Here is a 19,180-nt window from a genome sequence, read left to right as displayed (position 1 = left end):
CTATACGTTCGATCCTCGAATTAAGTATGTTGACTTTCGAAGTAGCGCTTTCTAAGCTCAGGCCGAGGATGCGCGCCGCATCCCGCTCGACATCGCCGTCGACCTCAGCCGAGGACGACTGACTGGAGTGACATGGCGAACGCGACAGACGCACCTCCGCGCCGGACGGCAGCCGAGAAGCCTCGAGACCCCGCGCGAGGGAACAGCGCGAACACCTCGAGCCTTCTGCAGCGACGGGAAGGTCGATCGGGGTATCTCTTCATCGCGCCCACCACGGTGCTGCTGACGATCTTCTACCTGTGGCCCCTGCTGCAGACGGTCGGGTACAGCTTCACGAGCTGGAACCCGGCCTCCGGCGATGCCGGGGCGTTCGTCGGGTTCCAGAACTACGCCGATCTCGTCAGCGCCGGCGACTTCCTGCGAGCGCTCGGCAACACCGGGATGTACGTCGCCGTGGTCGTCCCTCTGACTCTCGCGATCGGGCTCGTCTTGGCGTCTCTGCTCGCGCAGCCCTTCCGCGGGCGCTCGATCTACCGCGCGCTTCTGTTCGTGCCCTACATCGCTCCCGTCGCCGGCAGCGCCCTCATCTTCAGCTACCTCCTCTCACCGCTGGGCGGCGTGGTGAACGGAGTGCTCTCGGCACTGGGCGTACCCCCCATCGGCTTCCTGACGACCGAGCCCTGGGCGCTGATCAGTGTGATGGTCTTCTCGGTCTGGCAGGGCGTCGGCTACTCGATGATCATCTACTCGGCCGCCCTGAGCGCCATCCCGCCCAGCTACTACGAGGCGGCGAAGCTCGACGGTGCCGGGCCGATCCGTCGGTTCTTCTCGGTGTCGCTGCCGCTGGTCGGGCCCACCACCGGCTTCCTCGCGGTCACCGGCGTGATCGGCGCCCTTCAGGTGTTCACGCAGGTCTACGTGCTCACGCAGGGAGGGCCGCTGCGCTCGACCGAGACCGTCCTCTACTTCATCTATCAGCAGGGCTTCGTCTTTTTCAACGGCGGATCCGCCAGTGCGGCGGCCGTGGTCCTGCTCGCGGTCGGGATCATCGTGTCGGTGATCCAACTGCGAGTCCTCAGCCGCCGCGAGCCCGTCGAACTCATCTGAAAGGCCGGCCATGACCGTGCACGTATCTCCGGCGACCGCCGCCGTCATCCGTCCCCGGCGCCCATACGGGCGCGGGCCCGGTCGGTGGCATCGCCACGGCTCCGCCCTCGCCAGGCACGCCGTTCTCATCGTCGCCTCCGTGCTGTTCTTCGGCCCCTTCGTCTGGATGCTCCTGACGAGCTTCAAGTCCTCCGCGGAAGCGCTCGCATTCCCGCCGACCTTCCTGCCGCGCGAGTGGCACTTCGAGAACTACCTCCAGGTCTTCGAAGTCGCGCCCTTCGGCCGCTACTACCTGAACTCCGTCGTCGTCGCGGTGGCGACCACCGCGGGGCAGGTGCTGACCAGTCTGGCTGCGGGCTTCGCGTTCGCGCGTCTGCATTTCCGCGGCAGGAACGTGATCTTCGTCATCCTCCTCGCGGCGATGCTCGTGCCCTTCGAGGTCGTGTTCACGCCACTGATCACGCTGATCTCCTCGCTGGGATGGATGAACTCCTTCCAGGGCCTCATCGTGCCGAACATCCCGTCGATCCTGGGGGCGTTCCTCTTCCGCCAGTTCTTCTCGAACTTCCCCGGGGAGATCGAGGATGCGAGCCGCGTCGACGGGGCCGGAATCTGGCGCCGGTTCTGGTCCGTTATGGCGCCGATGGCCGGTCCCATGATCGGCTCCTTCGCGGTCCTCTCGTTCGTCTACAACTGGAACAACTTCTTCTTCCAGTTCCTCGCGGTCACCACGCCGGACTTCTTCACCGTTCCCGTCGGACTCACACAGCTGCAGTCCACGAACGCCGCCACGAGCTTCAACGTGCTGATGGCCGGGTCCACGCTGGCCATCCTGCCGGTGTTCGTCGTGTTCCTGATCTTCCAGAAGCGCATCGTGTCCGCACTCGCGGGCGGGTTGCGCTGATCCCCCCGGCAGGCAAGCCACACAGCAATCGAAAGGACGAACTATGCAGTCGAAACATCGGGTCTCCCGCGGCCCCCGTGCGGTCGTCGGACTGGCCGGAGCCGGCACGCTCGTGCTCGCGCTCAGCGCGTGCGGAGGCGGTTCCGTCAACGGCAACGAGTCCGGCGGAGAAGGCGGCGCCACCGAGATCAGTGTCTGGTGGACGTACACGGACACGTCGGCCACCAAGGCGCAGGAGCTGGTGGATCGGTTCAACGAGTCGCAGGACGAGTACGTCGTCACCGGGCAGTTCGGCGCTCCGTCGGACCAGTTCACCTCGAAGCTCATCAACGCGGTGAAGACCGACACGGCACCGAACCTGGTGCTCGGCGATGGCACACCGCAGAACCTCGGTCAGCTGATCGACACCGGGGCGGTCGTGCCGCTGGATGACCTCCTCGATGACCCCTCTTCCTCGCTGAGCCGAGAGAACATCACGGAGGGCATGCTCTCCACCGGGATCTTCGACGGCGAGCAGTACTCCATCCCGACGGACGCCGGCAACTACGCGATGGTCTACAACAAGGCGATGTTCGAAGAGGCCGGCATCACCGAGACGCCGGAGACCTGGGCGGAGCTCGCCGACGTCGCCGCCAAGCTCACCGACGGCACCAGCCGATACGGCATCTACCTGCCGATCAGCTCGGGCGAATGGCCGGTCTTCACCTGGCAGTCCACCCTCTGGAGCGCGGGCGGAGAGTTCCTGAACGAGGACAACACGGAGGTGCTGTTCAACAGCGACGAGGGCGTCGCGGCGCTCACTGCCTGGACAGACCTGATCGAGTCCGGCAGCGCATACCCGCAGACGCTGTTCTCCAACACCAACAACGGCGGAACGGCCGCCCTGACGGCGGGAAAGGTGGCCATCGCGTATGACGGCGCCTACAACCTCGCCACGATCGATGAGGCGCTGGGCGAGGAGAACGTCGGCGTGTTCGCGGTGCCCGGCATCGACGAGCCCGCGATGAACCTCGGCACGGACAACTCCTACATCCTCGAAGGCAGCGAGGAGGAGCAGGCGGGCGCCTGGGAGTTCCTGCAGTACTGGATGTCCCCGAGCGTGCAGGCGGAGTGGGACATCGCGAGCGGATACTTCCCGACCAACACGGCGACGTCGGAAGACGAGACGTGGCAGGCGTACCTGGAGGAAAACCCGCGCATCGACGTCTTCGTGTCGCAGCTCCCGTATGCGCAGGCGCGCCCGTCGATCACGACCTACGCGGAGATCAGCAACGCGTTGAGCGAGCAGCTCACGCGCGCCATGATGGGGTCTGCGTCCCCGAAGGAGGCTCTGGATGCTGCGGCTGAGAAGGCCCAGAGCATCCTGGACGCGGCTGAGTGATTCCTGACGAAGTGGCTCCCGAGTCGCGCCGTGGGGCGCACCTCGGGAGCCGCTTCTACGATTCGCAGTCTCGCAGCGCGTGTCCCGGGGTCAGTCCGCCGCGATCAGCCGCTGCGCGGTGCGAACGGATGGCCCGAGCCGCGTCAGGTGCGCCAGGAGCTGCTCCGAAGCGCGAGCGAGGGCGTCGTCGTCGACCGGTGCGAGGACGTCGAGGATGAAGAGCGCTGACGTCGTCTCCCGGGTGAGCTGCGTGCGGCGCCCCTGTCGCCAGTTCCACCGGCGGCAGGTGACACCGGCGTCGTCGGCCCACACCACCTCGCCGGCGTCGGGATGCTCCTCGGTCAGCTCACCGCCGGCGACGGTGTCGAACCGCTCGTCACCCGACGCACGCAGCAGCTGCGGTGCGCCGACGTAGCGGTCCGCATCCTCGCCGCCGAGCGGGATCTGATGCAGCACCGAGATCGCGTTGTAGATGTCGGTCAGACGATTCACGCGCGGCAGGCCGGTCTCCGCCCGGCGTGTGAGCGCCTCGAGACTGTTCCGCGTGCGCTGCGGCTTCGCCCCGAACGCGCGGTACGCGTCGCGCCACGCGGCGACATGGGGCAGCTCCTCCACGGGGCCCCGCTTCAGGGCCTCCCGCGCGAGCGCCTCGGCCTCGGTCAGCAGCTGCTCGCTCTCCGTGTCGCTCGGGCCGGGTTCGATGCCCTCGGCCACGATCAGCAGCGCCCGGTAGTCCGCGCGCAGTGCGAAGACATCGGCGTCCACGTGCGCCTGCCGCAGCAGGTGGTCGTTCCCGATGACTGTTCGCCTCTCGTCCATATGGAGCACAGTATCGATGCCGCGGAGTTGCATTCTGCATAGACGCCCGTCAATGTAGACGCGTGCCTCTACACGGCGAAAGGGCGGTGCGTCCCCGCCTCTCCGCGCTCGACCGCGGCCTTCCGACCTGGATCGGCCTCGCGATGGCCGCTGGACTCCTGATCGGACACTTCCTGCCCCGCGTCGGCGGGGCGCTCGAGCACCTGGAGGTCGGCGGGCTCTCGCTGCCCATCGCGCTGGGCCTGCTGGTGATGATGTACCCCGTGCTGGCGAAGGTCCGCTATGACCGGGTGGCCGCGATCACCGGGGATCGGAAGCTGCTCGTCTCCTCGCTCCTGCTCAACTGGGTCGTCGGGCCCGCTCTCATGTTCGCGCTGGCGTGGATCTTCCTCGCCGACGTCCCCGAGTACCGCAGCGGACTGATCATCGTCGGACTTGCGCGCTGCATCGCCATGGTCGTCATCTGGAACGACCTCGCGTGCGGTGACCGTGAGGCGGTGGCCGTCCTCGTCGCGATCAACTCGGTATTCCAGGTGGCCGCCTTCTCGCTCCTCGGCTGGTTCTATCTCGAGGTGCTCCCCGGATGGCTGGGGCTGGGCGGAGAGGGCCTCGACGTCTCCGTGGGCGAGATCGCCCTCAACGTCCTCGTCTTCCTCGGCGTGCCCCTCGCAGCGGGCTTCGCGTCGCGGTGGCTGGGGGAGCGCCGCCGCGGACGGCAGTGGTACGAGGAGCGCTTCCTTCCGAAGATCGGACCGTGGGCGCTGTACGGCCTCCTCTTCACGATCGTGCTGCTGTTCGCACTGCAGGGGGAGCGGGTGATCGACCGCCCGTGGGACGTGGTGCGGATCGCGCTGCCGCTGCTGGCCTACTTCGCCATCATGTGGCTGGGCGGCCTGCTCACCGGTCGCGCCCTCGGGCTCGGCTACGCCCGCTCGTCGACGCTCGCCTTCACCGCGGCCGGCAACAACTTCGAGCTCGCGATCGCCGTCGCCATCGGCACCTTCGGCGCCACCTCGGGTCAGGCGCTCGCGGGCGTCGTGGGGCCGCTCATCGAGGTCCCCGTCCTCGTCGGGCTCGTGTACGTCTCCCTGTGGGCGGCGCGCGCGTGGTTCGGTGTCGACCCTCGCCGGCCCGTCGAACCGGAGATCGAGAGGACGCGCACATGAGCACCGCGGCCATCCCGATGAACACCTGTTCGCCGGTGCCCACCCACGCCATCGGCGAGCACGCCGCGGCGGCGCTTGCGCCGACGCTGAAGGCCCTGGCCGACCCGCTCCGGCTGCGGATGCTCTCCGCCATCGCGTCCGACCCGCGCGGCGAGTCCTGCGTATGCGACCTCGCGGCGCTCGCCGATGTCTCCCAGCCGACCGTCTCGCATCACCTGAAGGTGCTGCGCGACGTGGGCATGGTGACCGCTGAGCGCCGCGGCACCTGGGTCTGGTATCGCGTCGCGACGCGATTGCGCCCCGCCGTGACGGCGCTGCTGGAGTCGTTCGCCCCCGTCGCGGTCGCACCCGCTCCGGTCGAGTACCGCGGGCTCGAGGACGTCGACGACGCGCTCGCGCGGCTCGCGGGAGAGCTGGCGAAGGCCCATCCGTCGCTCAGCGCCGACCTCGTCACCGTGATCGTCCGCGAGTCGTACACGTCGCTCGCCCGCTCGGCGCACGTGACGAGCGACCTGCTGGCGCTCACGGAGCGCTTCGCCCGCCAGCGCCTGAGCGACATCGCCCGCGACCGCGGCGCCGGCGTTCCGCAGGTGCTGTTCGTCTGCGTGGCGAACGCCGGCCGCTCGCAGCTCGCCGCCGCGATGCTCGATCGCGAGGCGGACGGGCGGGTCATCGCGCGCTCCGCCGGATCGAACCCGGCGGCCGACATCCACGCGACGGTGCGGCCGCTCCTCGCGGAGATCGCGGGCGCGGATACCGATCGCTTCCCCAAGCCCCTCACCGACGACGCGGTGCGCGCGGCCGACGTCGTCGTGACGATGGGGTGCGGCGACGTCTGCCCGGTCATTCCCGGCGTCCGGTACGAGGACTGGGCCGTCGGCGACCCGGCGCTCGCCTCGGAAGCCGGCGCCATCGCCATCCGAGACGATATCGCCCGCCGCGTCTCCCACCTGCTCGACACCCTTCTTCCCGCCTCTGACCCTGGAGCGACCGCATGACCAAGCCCTCCGTCCTCTTCGTGTGCGTCCACAACGCCGGCCGCTCGCAGATGGCCGCCGGATTCCTCCGCCACCTCGCCGGCGACCGCATCGAGGTGCGCTCGGCCGGGTCGATGCCCGCCGACCAGATCAATCCCGTCGCGGTCGAGGCGATGGCGGAGCTCGGCATCGACATCACGGCGGAGACGCCGAAGGTCCTCACGACCGAGGCGGTGCAGGCGTCCGACGTCGTCATCACCATGGGGTGCGGCGACGCCTGCCCGTTCTACCCCGGCAAGCGCTATGAGGACTGGAAGCTCGACGACCCGGCGGGTCAAGGTCTCGAGGCTGTGCGCCCGATCCGCGACGACATCCGCTCACGGATCGCGCAGCTGGTCGACGAGCTCGTCTGATCCCGTCACCGGAGCGGGATCATGGTCCCGCCACCGGAGCGGGATCATGGTCCCGCCCGCGCGACGACGCAAGCCCTCGACCGAGCAACTACCCGATCGCTACCGTCGACGCATGGCGAAGACGAGCACGAGCATCCTCATCCTCGGCGCGGGCGGCGACCTCACGAAGCGCCTGCTGCTTCCGGGCCTCGCGAGCCTCCTGAACCGACGCGACTACGACGTGCAGGTCATCGGCGCGGGGCTCGACGACCGATCCGGCGAGGAATGGCAGGAGATCGTCGCGTCGAGCTTCGCGACGGTCGATGGCGACCCGGCCAAGCTGGGGGAGACGTCGTACATCCCGGCCGACGTCACGAAGCCCGACGAGATGCGGCGCCTGCTCGAGGCGTGCGCGCACACGCCGGTCATCTACTTCGCGCTGCCGCCCCAGGTCACCGCGCGCGTCTGCGAGGCGCTGCGAGAGGTCGACCTGCCCGAGGGCACTCGCCTCGCGCTGGAGAAGCCGTTCGGCGTCGACCTCGAGACCGCGCGTCGCCTCAACCGCCAGCTCACCCTGCTCGTGCCCGAGGAGCAGATCTTCCGCATCGACCACTTCCTCGGGATGTCGATGGTGCTGAACCTCCTCGGCCTGCGCTTTGCGAACCGCGTGATGGATGCCGCGTGGCGCGCGGGCGACGTGGAGCGCGTGGAGATCGTCTACGACGAGACGCTGGGCCTCGAGGGGCGCGGCGGCTACTACGACAACGCCGGCGCGCTCGTCGACATGCTGCAGAGCCACCTCCTCGAGGTGCTGGCGCTCGTCGCGATGGAGCCGATGCCGAAGCTCGACCACGTCGAGCTGCGTTCGGCGATCGCGCAGGTGCTGCGCAATACTCGCGTGTGGGATGGCGACCCCGTCGCGTCCTCGCAGCGGGGCCGGTACACGGCCGGAACCGTGGGGGAGCGGCCGCTCCCCTCCTACGTGGACGAGAAGGGCGTCGATCCGTCCCGTGAGACGGAGACGCTCGCGCAGCTCACCTGCGAGGTGCAGACGCCGCGCTGGCGCGGGGTGCCGTTCACGCTGCGATCGGGCAAGGCGCTGGCGAAGAAGATCACGACGGTCACGCTCCACCTCCGACCGGCACCGCACATCCCCGGCTTCTCGGGTGAGCCCCGCAGCGACAGCATCACCATGAACCTCAAGTCCGGCGAGGTGACGCTTGCGCTCACCATGAACGGCAGCGGCGACCCGTTCACCATCGAGCAGACCTCGCTGACGACGGACAAGGACCTCGGCGACCTCCTGCCGTACGGGCAGGTGCTCGAGGGGATCCTCGACGGCGATCCGCTGCTGTCGGTGCGCGGTGACGTCGCGGAGGAGTGCTGGCGCATCGTCGAGCCGGTCCTCGCCGCCTGGCGCGCGGGAGAGGTATCGCTCGAGGACTACGCGGCCGGCAGCACCGGGCCCGAGGGCTGGGGCGCCGCCGACCGCTGAGCGGTCACTCCTCGGGGTCTCGCTCCGGCAGGTCGGTCCCGGCATCCTGGCGCGCCTCCTCGGGCGTCGCCTCCGTGCCGTCCGCCATCTGCGCCGGGGGCGCACCGTCGGCCGCCTTCGCCTCGTCCTCGCCGCGCACGCCGGGCGCCTCCTCCTCGCGCCCGTGCCGCGCGGCCGCGATGGCGTCGGCGGCGCGGACGAGCGCGAGGTGCGAGAGCGCCTGCGGCGTGTTGCCCATCTGACGGCTGCGCGCGGGGTCGTACTCCTCGGCGAGGAGGCCGACGTCGTTCGCGGCGGCGAGCCCACGTTCCATGAGCTCCTCCGCGTCGTGGAGGCGCCCCGATGCGGCGTACTGCTCGACGAGCCAGAACGAGCAGGCGAGGAACGGGTGCTCCTCGCCGCTCAGCCCGTCGACGCCGGAGGACGTGCGGTATCGCAGCAGGAGGCCATCCTGCATGAGGTCCTTTTCCATCGCCGCTACCGTGCCCGTCATCCGCTCGTCGTCGGGCGCGATGAAGCCGATCTGCGGCAGCTGCAGCAGCGCGGCGTCGACCTCGTCGGTGTCGTAGTGCTGCCGGAACGCTCCGCGTCGCTCATCGAAGCCCCGGGTGAGGATCTCCTCACGCAGGCGGTCGGCGAGATCCTGCCAGAGGTCGGCGTCGCCGTCGAGTCCGAACTCGCGCACCCCGCGGGCGCCGCGGTCGAAGGCGGCCCACACCATCGCCCGCGAATGGGTGAAGTGCCTCTGCTCGCCGCGGATCTCCCAGATGCCGTGATCGGGGCGCTGCCAGTTCTCCGCGAGGAAGTCGAGCAGGGCGTGCTGCAGCGGCCAGGAGGCCGCCGTCTCCGCGAGGCCCGCGAGCCGCGCCCCGTGCAGGGCCACCATCACCTCGCCGAACACGTCCCACTGGGTCTGCTCGTACGCGCCGTTGCCCACGCGGACGGGGCGCGCGCCGCCATAGCCCGCGAGCTCCGGCAGCTCGAACTCGGCCAGGCGGCGCTCCCCGCCGATGCCGTACATGATCTGCACGTCGGCCGGATCGCCCGCGATCGCGCGCAGCAGCCATCCGCGCCACTCCTCGGCTTCCTCCCGGTATCCGTGCGTGAGGAGCACGGCGATGGTGAGCGCGGCGTCGCGCAGCCAGACGTAGCGGTAGTCCCAGTTGCGCTCGCCCCCGTCGGTCTCCGGCAGGCTCGTCGTGGCGGCGGCCGAGATGCCCCCGGTGTCCTCGTCGGTGAGCGCACGCAGCACGAGCAGAGACCGGCGCACGGCCTGGTCGTAGGGCGAGGGCGGGTCGCTGCGATCGGCCCAGTCGCGCCACCACGTCACGGTCTGCTCGAGTGCGGCGTCGACGTCGAGAGGCTGCGGGGGCCGGCGATGCGACGGGTACCAGGTGAGCACGAGGTCGACCGTCTCGCCCTCGGCCACGTCGTACGCCCCGACGTGCTCGAGGCCCTGCGCACGCACGCGCGGCCCGCGGCGGATGACCGTTCCCGGGCCCGCGGTGGCGAGGATGGCCGGGCGGTCGCCGTATTCGATCTGCCGTACCCACGGCACCGCCGAACCATAGTCGAAGCGCACGGCATAGCGCTCGGCGAAGCGGACCGTGCCGCTGATGCCGCGGACGCGGCGCACGAGGTTCGGGCGGTTGTCGCCGAGCGGCATGAAATCCAGCACCTCGGCCTCGCCCGTGTCCGTGCGCCACAGCGTGCGCAGCACGAAGGTGTCGCGCAGATACTCGCGCTCCGCGATGGCGCCGCCCTCCGCCGGCGCGAGGGACCAGCGCCCCGCCTTCTCGCTGTCGAGGAGCGCGGCGAACAGCGACTCCGAGTCGAAGCGCGGCAGGCAGAGCCAGTCGATGCTGCCGTCGCGCGAGATCAGCGCGGCCGAGTGCATGTCGCCGACGAGGGCATAGTCCTCGATCGGGGTCGTGTGATGCGCGATGGATCCGTCTGAAGAGGCCATGCGTCCACGCTAGGGCCGGCCACGGCCATCCGGCGCGGCCTTGCCAGGCGCGCGCACGACCTCTATGGCCGCGTCAGCGGCGCGAGTCCTGCAGCGTGCCGGTGATCTTCTCACCCGGGATGTACACGACGCAGGAGATGAGGCGGTCCTCGAGGTCGGGGTCGTTCCAGGTCTCCTCGACCGGGGTGAGGAACTGCACGTACACCGACGACTCGGGCTCGCCGTCGTAGGGGATGCCGATGAAGTCCTCGAACTTCGCGACGCACCCCTCCTCTGCGGCGTTCCCCACCGCGACCGCGCCCGGCCACTCGCCATCGGCCATCCGCACCTCGTCGTAGACCTCGCCGTCGTGCGGCTCGTCGCAGGGAACGACCTCGATCTCGGTGATCTCGCCATCGCCGGGATTGGCGATGCAGTCGCCGATCTCGACGGAAAACGCGTCGACGGTGCCGCCCTCGACCGCCTCCCGGGTCTCGTCGTCGGATGCCGCACCGCCGTTGAGGGCGTTCGCCAGGCTCGAGCAGCCCGCCAGCGAGCAGGCGAGGGCGACAGCGGCGCAGGCGACGAGGAGGCGCCGGCCCTGGTTCGTGCGAGTCATGGGTACATCTCCTGAGTGCGGGAACCGGCGCGAGATTCGGCGGCTCGCACCCGTGCGGAACGCTACGCGCCGCCTCGATTGTCGCGCAAAGTCGCGCATGGCGAAACGAGAGGGTATGGGCGGGCGCGCGTCACGCGTCGAGGTCGTCGACGCCCGGCATCCAGCTCACGCCGGGTCGGCCCCACCCGCGCTTCTTCGAGATCTTCTGCGCGGTCTTCCAGTCGCGGTCGGAGAGCCGGTCGACGTAGACGACGCCGTCGAGGTGGTCGAACTCGTGCTGCATGATCCGCGCGCGCCAGCCGTCGACCTCGATGCGCACCGGCGCGCCCTCGAGATCCACGCCGGTCACCACGACGCGATCGGAGCGACGCAGCGGGAACCGCTCGCCGGGGAACGAGAGGCACCCCTCCGACTCGAGGTCCTCATCCGGGTCGCCCGGCTCGATCGGGACCATCCAGAGCTCGGGGTTGAGGATCTCGCCGCGCCACGGGTTTCCGTCATCGTCCTCGTACGTGTACGTGTAGATGCGCAGCGGCACGCCCACCTGCGGGGCGGCGAGACCGACCCCGGGAGCGGCGTCCATCGTCTCGTACATGTCGCGCACGAGCGCGCGGATGTCGTCGGTGATGTCCTCCACGGGCGACGCGGGGGAGTGCAGGACGGGATCGCCCCAGATGCGGATCGGGAGAACGGCCATCCCTTCAGGGTAGTCGGCGCGTCCTGGCGGTAGTCTCGGGGCGTGACCTGGGGAGCAGCGGAGACCATGGCCGCAACGGGCGTCGGAGAGCAGCTCGTGGGCGCTCTGGAGAACCCCGGGCTGCTGCTCGGGATCCCGCTCGCGATCGCCGGCGCCGTGTTCATGTCGATCGGCGCGCAGTACCAGAGCCGCGGCGTGAAGAAGGTCGAGGCCCTCGCCGGATCGGAAGGGCGCGCGGGGCTCGCCGTCTCGCATCTCCTGCGATTGCTGACGCGGCCGTCGTGGATCGCCGGGACGCTCCTGCTCGGGATGGCGATCGTCTGCCAATTGAGCGCGCTCGCGGTGGCGCCCCTCATCGTCGTGCAGCCGCTCGGTGCGATCTCGCTCGTGATCACCACGTTGCTGAACGCGCAGATCACCGGGCACACGCCCACTCGCAACTCCCTCACGGCGATCGGGCTCTGTCTCGGCGGCATCCTCATCTTCGTGCTCGTGGCGGCGCTGTTCGCGACCGAGCGCGGCATCAGCGACTTCGAGCTCCTCGTCGTCCTGGCCATCCTGCTCGTCGTGATCATCCTGCTCGGGGGAGCATGGCTCATCCTGCGACGGCACATCGGCGCGCTCTTCTACATCACGGCCGCCGGGGTGCTCTACGGGTTCGTCGCGACGCTGGCCAAGATCGTCATCAAGCGGATCCAGGCCGGCGACCTCGACTGGACTGTCGCGCTGTGCGTCGTGGCTCTCATCGCGGCGGCGGCCACGGGCGGGTACTTCGTGCAGACCGCCTACGCCTCCGGCCCGCCCGACCTCGTCATCGCAGGGCTCACCGTGATCGATCCCATCGTCGCCGTGCTGATCGGCGCGATCGTGCTCGGTGAGGCCGCGAATGCCCCACTGTGGGCGATCATCGTGTTCGTCGTGATGGGCGCGGTCGCCTCCCTCGGGGTGATCCTGCTCGCCCGTCACCATCCGCAGGTGCTGAGCGAGAGCCAGGAGCTGAACATCCGGCGCGGGTCCGGAGGAAGCCCCGCGGCCGCCGTGCCGACCTCCGGGCTGGACGACCTCCGCGCCGCGCGCGACCCGGACGACCTGCTCTCGCGCCGGATCGTGCGCGATGACGACGAGACGGGGACATCACCGGAGCCGCGATAGGCTCGAACCCTTACGGGGCGGTGGCCAAGCTGGTTAAGGCAGTGGGCTCATAACCCAACGATCGTCGGTTCAAGTCCGACCCGCCCTACCGTTCTCTGATGGTCCCGACTGATCCCGCCCCTCCGCGCACGGGCGGTCGTATCGTGGGTGCATGAGCGGCTCCCTGCAGGCCACGGTGACTCTCCAGAACCATTTCGCTCGCGAGATGCCCCAGATGGCGCTTCCGTGGCGGGCCGAGGACTTCCCCGACCGGCGGATGGTCGTGCTGAACGAGCCGCTCGCGACCGAGCTGGGCCTTGACCCCGCATTCCTTCGCGACGAGGACGGGCTGCGGTTCCTGACCGGCGCCCTCGATCTCGAGGGGGCGACTCCCGTCGCGCAGGCGTACGCCGGACACCAGTTCGGCGGCTACTCGCCGCGGCTGGGGGATGGCCGCGCCCTCCTTCTCGGGGAGATCGCCGACGCGGGTGGGCGACTCCGGGACATCCATCTGAAGGGGTCGGGTCCGACGCCCTTCTCCCGCAGCGGCGACGGCATGGCGGCTCAAGGTCCGATGCTGCGCGAGTACATCGTCAGCGAGGCGATGCACGCGCTGGGCATCCCGACCACGCGCTCGCTGGCCGTGGTTGCGACGGGGCAGAAGGTGTACCGCGAGACCGTGCTGCCGGGCGCCGTGCTCGCTCGCGTGGCGAGCAGCCATCTGCGCGTCGGCAGCTTCCAGTACGCCGCGGCGCGCGGAGACCTCGAACTCCTTCGTCGGCTCGTCGACCATGCGCTCGACCGGCACCATCCGGAGCTGCTGCAGGCGGAGAACCGCCCGCTCGCGCTCCTCCACGCCGTGCTCTCTGCCCAGGCGTCACTCGTCGCCCAGTGGATGCACGTCGGCTTCGTCCACGGAGTCATGAACACCGACAACATGACGATCTCCGGGGAGACCATCGACTACGGGCCATGCGCGTTCGTCGACGCATACGACCCCGCAGCGGTCTACAGCTCGATCGACCTCGCCGGCCGCTACGCCTATCGCAACCAGCCGGCGATGGCTGGGTGGAACCTCGCGAGGTTCGCCGAGGCGCTGCTTCCGGCGATCCATGACGATCGCGAGCAGGCGATCGCACTCGCCCAGGACGCGCTCAACACGTTCGTGCCGCAATACAGCGCGGCTTGGACCTCGGGCTTCCTCGCGAAGCTCGGGCTCCGTGATGACCTCGAGGAAGCCGTCGCCGTTCCGCTGCTGGAGGACCTGCTGACGCTCATGCAGGGGAGCCGCGTCGACTTCACCTCGTTCTTCCGCCGGCTCGGCCAGGCGGCGCGAGGACGCCCCGAGCCCGCCCGGGAGATCTTCATCGATCTGGCCGGGTTCGATGCGTGGGCGGAGCGCTGGCAGGCGCTCGCGCCCGACGCCGACGCGATGGACGCGGTGAACCCGATCTACATCCCGCGCAACCATCTGGTGGAGGAGGCCCTCGCGGCCGCCGATGAGGGCGACCTGGAGCCGTTGACAAGACTGGTCGACGCCGTGACGCGCCCCTACACCGAGCGCACGGGGCTGGAGCGCTACGCCGAGCCGGCCCCGGAGAGCTTCGGGAAGTACCGAACCTTCTGCGGAACGTGACCCGCGCCCGCGTCGCGACGGCCATCCCCACGGTTAGTTGCTCAATCTCAACTAAAGGCGTATAGTTGAGGTCTATCAACTTTCACCTGGGAGCGTCTCGATTTGAGCAACTCGTCACAACCGCCTGCGGAAGCCCAGCGCTCCGCCCGCGAAGTCTTCACCGCACTCTCCGGTCTCATCGTCGGCATGTTCGTCGCCGTCCTCTCCGGCACCGTCGTCTCGACATCGATGCCGGTCATCATCGCCGACCTCGGCGGCACCCAGTCGCAGTACACCTGGGTCATCACCGCCAGCCTCCTGGCGACGGCCGTGTCGACCCCGATCTGGGGCAAGCTCGCCGACCTCGTCGATCGCAAGATCCTCATCCAGATCTCGCTCGTGCTGTTCAGCGCCGGCACCGTCATCGCCGGCTTCTCGACCGACACGAACATGCTGATCGCCGTCCGCGTGCTGCAGGGCATCGGCGTCGGCGGCCTGATGTCGCTCGTGATGATCGCGGTCGCCCTCATCATCTCGCCCCGTGAGCGCGGCAAGTACATGGGTGTCGTCGGCGGCATCATGGCGCTGGGCACCATCGGCGGCCCGCTGCTGGGCGGTCTCCTCACCGACGTGTGGGGATGGCGCTCCAACTTCTTCGTGGGCGTCCCGTTCGCACTCGTCGCGCTCGTTCTGCTGCAGTTCACCCTGCACCTTCCGAAGCCGCAGCGCGGGAAGGTGTCGATCGACTACTTCGGCATCGTGCTCCTGGCCGTGGGCGTGTCGACGCTTCTCATCTGGGTCTCGATGGGCGGCAGCGAGTTCGACTGGGACTCCGCCACCAGCATCACCCTCGCCGTGGTCGCCGGTGTCGCCATCGCGGGCTTCGTCGCGGTCGAGTTCTTCGTCAAGGAGCCGATCGTTCCGATGTCGCTGTTCCGGAACCGCACCTTCACGCTGTCCGTGATCGCGTCGATCGCCGTCGGCGTCTCGATGTTCGCCACGTCGGTCTTCCTGGCTCAGTACTTCCAGCTCGCTCGTGGCGCCACCCCCACGGAATCGGGCCTCATGACCATCCCGATGATCGTGGGCCAGATGGGCGCGTCGATCATCATCGGCCAGCTCGTGAGCCGGTTCGGCAAGTGGAAGGGCTGGATGCTCACCGGTTCGGTGCTCGCCACCGTCGGTGTGAGCCTGATGTCGACCCTGCGCTACGACACGCCGTTCGTCATCGTCGCCGTGTACATGTTCGTGCTCGGCGCCGGCCTCGGCATGGTCATGCAGAACCTCACGCTCATCGTGCAGAACGACACCGACCCGCGGCAGCTGGGCGCCGCGTCGTCCAACGTGAACTTCTTCCGCACCATCGCGGGAACCATCGGCGTCACGATCATGGGCTCGATGCTGTCGACGAGCGTCGGCAACTACATCTCCGACGGACTCGGCGACTTCACGCCGACGACCGAGGCCGAGGGTGCCGCCCTGCAGAGCCTCGCCTCGGGCGACGTGCCGAAGGTGGCTGAGCTGCCCGAGACGATCCGCGCGATCGTCGAGGGCGCCTACGGCCACGGCATCGCCGACGCGTTCATCATCGCCATCCCACTCGCCGTGATCTCGATCATCGCGATCGCGTTCATCAAGAACAAGCCGCTGTCGACGAAGAGCGCCGGCGATCAGCTGCGCGACCAGGCCGAGGAGTCCGCGATCGAGGTCTCCGAGGCCGAGATCGGTGCGAGCACCGGCACGCTGCGCATCGTGAACGGCGATGAGCAGGCGCCCTCCACCGGGTCCACCACGGTTCTCGAGCGCGAGGATCGGAAGCGCGGGCGCTGAGATGATCGTCACCGAGCCGGGCACGCAGATGGCAGGCGCCCTCGCAGATCTGCAGGGTGACCTCAATCTGATCTTCGTGCGAGCGCGTTCACTCTGGAAGGAGTCGGCCGCTCGGCTCCATCCGGAACTGCAGGTGGCCGGGTACAAGCTGCTCAGCTTCATCGACCGAGCCGGGTCGGCGAATGCGCACCAGCTCGCGGAGCGGTTCGAGATGGACAAGTCGGTCGTCAGTCGCCAGGTGCGGATGCTCGAGGACTTCGGACTGCTCGAGTCGCGCGCGGATGAACGCGACGGGCGGCTCCGGGTGCTCACGGCGACACCGCGAGCCTCCGCGCAGCTGAGTCGGCTGCGCGCTGAGTACGCCGCCCGCCTGCACGACGGGATGGGCGAGGTCACCGAGGAGGAGATCCTCGCCGCCTCGAAGGTCTTCCGACTGCTCGCCGAGGTCTGACTCGATTCGAACCCCGCTGCCGGATACGGCAGCGGGGTTCTGTCGTACCCGCGCGCAGCGCTGGGTGCTCTTTCCGCCGCTGGCCCGGAGGCGCTGGCGCGTCTCGCGTGCCGGATCTCGGACCGGCGGGGCTGGCATGCCCGGCTGAGGCCGACTCGCGCACACCAGCCCCGGCCATCCGAGATTCCACACCGCGCCCCGAGCCCGTGGTCAGTGCTTGTGAACGCCGTGCAGGCCCTCCGTGCCATGAGGTCCGCAGTCCCGGAGGGCGATCGGATCGAAGCCGGTCTCGACCGGGGTCGGCTCCGGCGTGTCGCCGGGGATCACACGCTTGTCATTTCGCGAGAGCGCGGGTGATAATGCAGGGAGAACCGAACAGAAATCGCCGGATCCGCCCGGTCAGGTCGTAGGGGAAGACGCACCTGACGAACGGAGAAGATCATGGCGACACCCATCGCGCGCGGAGTGGTCTACATCCACTCGGCGCCACGAGCACTGTGTCCGCACCTGGAGTGGGCGGTCGGCCGATCCCTCGGCCGGGCCGTGAACTTCGAGTGGCAGGACCAGCCGGTGCTGCCCGGGGCTCGTCGCACCGAGTACTACTGGGAGGGCTACGCCGGCAGCGGCGCGGCACTCGCGACGGCCATCCGCGGATGGGAGCACCTGCGGTTCGAGGTGACGGAGGACCCGACGCCCCGCAGCGACGGCGGACGCTGGATGCACACGCCCGACCTCGGCATCCACTACGCGCAGATCGACAGCGCGGGCAACGTCGTCGTGCCCGAAGATCGCATCCGGTACGCGATGGAGATCGCCGGCGCCGACCCGTTCGAGCTGCGCCGCGAGCTCGACGTCGCTCTCGGCAGCGCGTGGGATGAGGAGCTCGAGGCATTCCGCACCGCGAGCGACGACGCCCCGGTGGTCTGGCTCCACCAGGTGGGCTGAACAGGCTCGCGCTCGGAGCACCCAGAACGGCAGACGCCCCAGGAGAGAACTCCTGGGGCGTCTTGCCGTGCGGGGATGGCCGGGGTCAGCCCTCGTAGGACGCGATCGCGACGACCGCGTTGTGGCCGCCGAAGCCGAACGAGTTGCTGATGGCGAGCTGCGGGCCGTCGCCGAGGGGCTGCGGCTCGCCGGAGAGGCGGAACGGCACCTCCGGGTCCTGCTCGGTCATGTTGATCGTCGGCGGGGCGACGCGGTCGCGCAGCGCGAGAACCGTGTACACGGCCTCGAGCGCACCGGTTCCGCCGAGGAGGTGACCCGTCGACGCCTTGGTGGCGGAGACGGGGATCTCGTCGATGCGGTCGCCGAACACGCGCTTGAGCGCGACGTACTCGTTCGGGTCGCCGACCGGCGTGGAGGTGGCGTGCGCGTTGATGTGCGTCACGTCGTCGGGGCTCGCGCCGGCGACAGCGAGCGCCTGCTCGACCGCGCGAGCCGCACCCCAGCCCTCGGGGTCGTTGCCCGTGATGTGGTACGAGTCGGCGGTCACGCCGCCGCCCATGAGGTAGCCGTAGATCTTCGCGCCGCGGGCCTTCGCATGCTCCTCGGTCTCGAGGATGAGGACGGCAGCGCCCTCGCCCATGACGAAGCCGTCGCGGTCGACGCTGCCCGGACGCGAAGCATGCGCCGGGTCGTCGTTGCGACGCGAGAGCGCCTGCGCGGACGCGAACGAGGCCACGGTGATGGGGTGGATGGCCGACTCCGCTCCGCCGGCGATGACCACGTCAGCGAGACCCTGCTGGAGGTGCTCGTAGGCGTTGTACACCGATTCGGTGCTCGAGGCGCAGGCACTCACCACGGTGCGGGCGTAGGCGCGCGCGTTGAACTGGAGGGAGAGGTTGCCGGCCGCCGCGTTGGGCATGAGCATCGGGACCGTGAGCGGCATGACGCGGCGCGGTCCCTTCTCGCGCAGCGTGTCCCACGCGTCGAGCAGGGTCCACACGCCGCCGATGCCGGTGGCGAAGTCGACGCCGAGGCGCTCCGGAGCGACATCCGGCTCACCCGCGTCGGCCCACGCCTCGCGAGCCGCGATCAGCGCGAACTGCGTCGACGGGTCGAGGCGCTTGGCCTCGTGCCGGGGGAGGACCTCCTCCGGCCGCACGATGGCCTCGGCAGCGAACGTCACCGGGAGCTGGTACTTCTCCACCCAGTCGTGCTCGAGCGGGCGGGCGCCGGAGACGCCGGCGAGCAGATTGCGCCAGTTGTCCTCGACGTTGCCGCCGATGGCGGAGGTCGCGCCGAGTCCGGTGATGACGATGCGCTTGGTCATGACGTGGTTCCCCTGTGTTCGGTGAAAGGCTTCAGCGGGCGTCACGCCGAGACGGCGTGACCGCCCGGCGCGACGCCCGAGAGCATCACTGGTTGGCGGTGATGAAGTCGACGGCGTCCTTCACCGTCTTGAGGTTCTTGACTTCCTCGTCCGGGATCGTGACGCCGAACTTCTCCTCGGCGTTGACGACGATCGTCATCATCGAGATCGAGTCGATGTCGAGGTCGTCGGTGAAGGACTTCTCGAGGGCGACCTCGGAAGCATCGATGCCGGTCTCGTCCGTGATGAGCTCGGCCAGGCCCGCGAGGACCTCGTCGTTCGTGTATGCCATGGTTATCTCTCTTTCGCGGTTTGGTTGATCACAACAGGTCGGGAACCG

Annotated in this window: 18 protein-coding genes and 1 tRNA gene; 13 read left to right on the top strand and 6 right to left on the bottom strand. The window is 69.2% G+C overall.

What is annotated here, in order from left to right:
* The first annotated feature begins 132 nt into the window (after positions 1–132).
* The 3 genes from QWJ90_RS12285 to QWJ90_RS12275 are packed head-to-tail and all read left to right on the top strand — an operon-like array spanning position 133 to position 3,392.
* The gene (locus tag QWJ90_RS12285; RefSeq protein ID WP_290108136.1) at positions 133–1,107 is read left to right on the top strand and encodes a carbohydrate ABC transporter permease; all 975 of its coding nucleotides are present in this window, start codon (positions 133–135) and stop codon (positions 1,105–1,107) included.
* A 10-nt stretch (positions 1,108–1,117) separates the two neighbouring features.
* A complete protein-coding gene (locus QWJ90_RS12280) occupies positions 1,118–2,011 on the top strand; it encodes a carbohydrate ABC transporter permease (protein WP_290108135.1) in 894 nt (297 codons plus the stop codon).
* Between the two features lie 43 nt (positions 2,012–2,054).
* A complete protein-coding gene (locus QWJ90_RS12275) occupies positions 2,055–3,392 on the top strand; it encodes an ABC transporter substrate-binding protein (RefSeq protein WP_290108134.1) in 1,338 nt (445 codons plus the stop codon).
* Between the two features lie 90 nt (positions 3,393–3,482).
* Here QWJ90_RS12275 and QWJ90_RS12270 read toward each other — a convergent pair whose 3' ends face one another.
* Positions 3,483–4,211, bottom strand: a complete 729-nt coding sequence (locus tag QWJ90_RS12270) for a B3/B4 domain-containing protein (protein WP_290108133.1) — start codon at positions 4,209–4,211, stop codon at positions 3,483–3,485.
* Positions 4,212–4,297: 86 nt separating this feature from the next.
* On the opposite strand from QWJ90_RS12270, the gene arsB reads away from it, so the two are divergent.
* From arsB to QWJ90_RS12250, 4 genes are all read left to right on the top strand, one after another.
* Positions 4,298–5,377: an ACR3 family arsenite efflux transporter gene (arsB, locus tag QWJ90_RS12265; protein WP_290108132.1), complete on the top strand. Its 1,080-nt coding sequence runs from the start codon at positions 4,298–4,300 to the stop codon at positions 5,375–5,377.
* Positions 5,374–6,375, top strand: coding sequence for a metalloregulator ArsR/SmtB family transcription factor (locus QWJ90_RS12260; protein WP_290108131.1), 1,002 nt, complete (start codon positions 5,374–5,376; stop codon positions 6,373–6,375). The genes arsB and QWJ90_RS12260 overlap by 4 nt, the downstream gene beginning before the upstream one ends.
* Entirely contained in the window at positions 6,372–6,767 is a 396-nt protein-coding gene (locus QWJ90_RS12255; protein WP_290108130.1) for an arsenate reductase ArsC, read from the top strand. Before QWJ90_RS12260 ends, QWJ90_RS12255 begins: the two co-directional genes overlap by 4 nt.
* Before the next feature lie 112 nt (positions 6,768–6,879).
* Positions 6,880–8,241 carry a glucose-6-phosphate dehydrogenase gene (locus QWJ90_RS12250; RefSeq protein WP_290108129.1) on the top strand — a complete coding sequence of 454 codons (1,362 nt, stop codon included), beginning with the start codon at positions 6,880–6,882 and terminating at the stop codon, positions 8,239–8,241.
* 4 nt (positions 8,242–8,245) lie between these two features.
* Here QWJ90_RS12250 and QWJ90_RS12245 read toward each other — a convergent pair whose 3' ends face one another.
* From QWJ90_RS12245 to def, 3 genes are all read right to left on the bottom strand, one after another.
* The gene (locus tag QWJ90_RS12245) at positions 8,246–10,207 is read right to left on the bottom strand and encodes a glycoside hydrolase family 15 protein (protein ID WP_290108128.1); all 1,962 of its coding nucleotides are present in this window, start codon (positions 10,205–10,207) and stop codon (positions 8,246–8,248) included.
* A gap of 73 nt (positions 10,208–10,280) precedes the next feature.
* Entirely contained in the window at positions 10,281–10,805 is a 525-nt protein-coding gene (locus QWJ90_RS12240; RefSeq protein ID WP_290108127.1) for a septum formation family protein, read from the bottom strand.
* A 130-nt stretch (positions 10,806–10,935) separates the two neighbouring features.
* A complete protein-coding gene (gene def, locus QWJ90_RS12235; protein ID WP_290108126.1) occupies positions 10,936–11,502 on the bottom strand; it encodes a peptide deformylase in 567 nt (188 codons plus the stop codon).
* A gap of 66 nt (positions 11,503–11,568) precedes the next feature.
* On the opposite strand from def, the gene QWJ90_RS12230 reads away from it, so the two are divergent.
* The 6 genes from QWJ90_RS12230 to QWJ90_RS12205 all read left to right on the top strand — a co-directional run bounded on the left by QWJ90_RS12230 (position 11,569) and on the right by QWJ90_RS12205 (position 17,474).
* On the top strand, positions 11,569–12,654 hold the full coding sequence (locus QWJ90_RS12230) for a DMT family transporter (RefSeq protein WP_290108220.1): 1,086 nt from the start codon (positions 11,569–11,571) through the stop codon (positions 12,652–12,654).
* A gap of 14 nt (positions 12,655–12,668) precedes the next feature.
* Positions 12,669–12,742: transfer RNA gene (locus QWJ90_RS12225), tRNA-Ile, on the top strand.
* A 63-nt stretch (positions 12,743–12,805) separates the two neighbouring features.
* Entirely contained in the window at positions 12,806–14,269 is a 1,464-nt protein-coding gene (locus QWJ90_RS12220; protein ID WP_290108125.1) for a protein adenylyltransferase SelO, read from the top strand.
* Positions 14,270–14,371: 102 nt separating this feature from the next.
* Positions 14,372–16,078, top strand: a complete 1,707-nt coding sequence (locus QWJ90_RS12215) for a DHA2 family efflux MFS transporter permease subunit (protein ID WP_290108124.1) — start codon at positions 14,372–14,374, stop codon at positions 16,076–16,078.
* A 1-nt stretch (position 16,079) separates the two neighbouring features.
* On the top strand, positions 16,080–16,529 hold the full coding sequence (locus tag QWJ90_RS12210) for a MarR family winged helix-turn-helix transcriptional regulator (RefSeq protein WP_290108123.1): 450 nt from the start codon (positions 16,080–16,082) through the stop codon (positions 16,527–16,529).
* Between the two features lie 441 nt (positions 16,530–16,970).
* Positions 16,971–17,474, top strand: a complete 504-nt coding sequence (locus QWJ90_RS12205; protein WP_290108122.1) for a DUF3145 domain-containing protein — start codon at positions 16,971–16,973, stop codon at positions 17,472–17,474.
* A gap of 85 nt (positions 17,475–17,559) precedes the next feature.
* Here QWJ90_RS12205 and QWJ90_RS12200 read toward each other — a convergent pair whose 3' ends face one another.
* On the bottom strand, positions 17,560–18,801 hold the full coding sequence (locus QWJ90_RS12200) for a beta-ketoacyl-[acyl-carrier-protein] synthase family protein (protein WP_290108121.1): 1,242 nt from the start codon (positions 18,799–18,801) through the stop codon (positions 17,560–17,562).
* Positions 18,802–18,886: 85 nt separating this feature from the next.
* Positions 18,887–19,132 carry an acyl carrier protein gene (locus tag QWJ90_RS12195; RefSeq protein WP_156241243.1) on the bottom strand — a complete coding sequence of 82 codons (246 nt, stop codon included), beginning with the start codon at positions 19,130–19,132 and terminating at the stop codon, positions 18,887–18,889.
* Positions 19,133–19,180: the final 48 nt, after the last annotated feature.

The sequence above is a fragment of the Microbacterium oryzae genome, from assembly GCF_030406385.1.
In the GTDB taxonomy this organism is placed as follows: domain Bacteria; phylum Actinomycetota; class Actinomycetes; order Actinomycetales; family Microbacteriaceae; genus Microbacterium; species Microbacterium oryzae_A.
This window is presented reverse-complemented; position numbering and strand designations above follow the sequence as displayed.